At 50.4% G+C, this 1,544-nt stretch carries 2 protein-coding genes; one reads left to right on the top strand and one right to left on the bottom strand.

What is annotated here, in order from left to right:
* A partial coding sequence (tnpA, locus tag AM629_RS22865) for an IS200/IS605 family transposase (protein ID WP_072161974.1) occupies positions 1 to 307 on the bottom strand: 307 nt, incomplete at its 3' end.
* A gap of 56 nt (positions 308 to 363) precedes the next feature.
* Between tnpA and AM629_RS21050 the strand changes: the two genes are divergently transcribed.
* Positions 364 to 1,533, top strand: coding sequence for an RNA-guided endonuclease InsQ/TnpB family protein (locus AM629_RS21050; RefSeq protein ID WP_054481746.1), 1,170 nt, complete (start codon positions 364 to 366; stop codon positions 1,531 to 1,533).
* Positions 1,534 to 1,544: the final 11 nt, after the last annotated feature.

The raw sequence follows: 1,544 nt of genomic DNA, 5'->3' as shown, positions 1-1,544 counted from the left end.
GATGTGTATTCTGCTGGCGTAGTAGCCGTGATGATACTGATTTCAGGTTGTTAACCATCACGCTCACTGCCAGCTTTGGCGGGTATGCGACCAGAAGGTGTACATGATCCCGCTCACCGTCCATCTCTATGATTTCGCATTCGAGCTTTGCGGCGGCAGACAGGAATGCTTCCCGTAGCTGCTCAATCATATGCCTGTCAAAGAGCTTTCGACGGTACTTTGTCGTGAAAATCAGATGCACAACCAGTTTACTGACGCTGTGCCGTTTTCGGAGAAATCCCTCCAGTGCCTCATGCTGATGACTCAATTGATCTATCCACCTAACCGGTTAAAATAGATGAATGATATCAATGAGCACTGACGATGTTAAGAGCCACAAAAGTACGCATTTATCCCACACCAGAACAGGCTGACTATCTTAATGCCCAGTTCGGTGCGGTGCGTTTTGCGTACAACAAGGCTCTGCACATCAAAAAACAGGCTTATAAACGCCACGGCGTGAATTTAAGCCCGCGTAAGGACCTGAAACCGTTACTGGCAGCCGCAAAGAAATCCCGCCGCTATAGCTGGCTGAAAGAATACGATTCCATCGCCTTGCAGCAGGCGGTGATTAACCTCGATGTCGCATTTTCCAACTTTTTTAATCCGAAGCTGAAAGCGCGTTTCCCGGCGTTTAAACGCAAACCGGGGAAACAGTCGAGTTATCATTGTGTCGGGGTGAAGGTGCTGGATGGTGCCATCAAAATACCCAAACTGGCCCCAGTAGAAGCCCGGCTTCATCGTGAAATTAACGGGGAAGTGAAAAGCATCACAATCACGCGTTCTGCGACGGGTAAATACTACGCTTCGATACTCTGTAATGATGGGGCAGAAGCGCGAGTGAAACCAACGCGGATATCAGGCGTTACAGGTCTGGATATGGGGCTGACGCATTTCGCTATCAAATCGGACGGGAATAAGGTGCCTAATCCCCGTCATCTCATCAATGCCAGTTGTCACCTGCGACGTAAGCAGAAAGCGCTGTCACGAAAGAAAAAAGGCAGTGCGAATCGTCGTAAAGCCCGTATACGGCTTGCAGCCGTACACGAACGGGTAGCCAGTGCCCGCGCTGATTTTCAGCACAAACTCTCCCGCACAATTGTTGACGAAAACCAAGCGGTAATTGTGGAGACGCTGAAAACAGCAAATATGATGAAAAACCCCAGGCTGGCTCGCGCTATCAGTGACGCTGGCTGGAATGGATTCATCACAAAACTGGAATACAAGGCAGCAGAAAAAGGCGTTCATCTGGTGAAGCTGGATCAATGGTTCGCCAGTTCGAAAACCTGCCATTGTTGCGGTCATAAAATGCCGGAAATGCCGTTACATAAGCGCATCTGGTCATGTCCTGAATGTGGCGTTGAGCATGACCGCGATATCAATGCGGCGCTCAACATCCGGCGCAAGGGCATACAGGAATTACAGGCGGCGGGACTCGTCGTTTCTGCCCATGGAGGCCAGCGTAAATCCGTCACACAGACGGTTGCGGCCTGAGAAGTGGGAAG

This window comes from Photorhabdus heterorhabditis (assembly GCF_001280945.1).
GTDB classification, from domain to species: Bacteria; Pseudomonadota; Gammaproteobacteria; order Enterobacterales; family Enterobacteriaceae; genus Photorhabdus; species Photorhabdus heterorhabditis.
The sequence above is the reverse complement of the archived record's forward strand: the minus strand, read 5'-3'. Positions and strand labels throughout refer to the sequence as shown.

Bases quoted from the DNA above. Each gene is read 5' to 3' on its own strand.
- AM629_RS21050 (WP_054481746.1), top strand. From the start codon at position 364: ATGTTAAGAGCCACAAAAGTACGCATTTATCCCACACCAGAACAGGCT.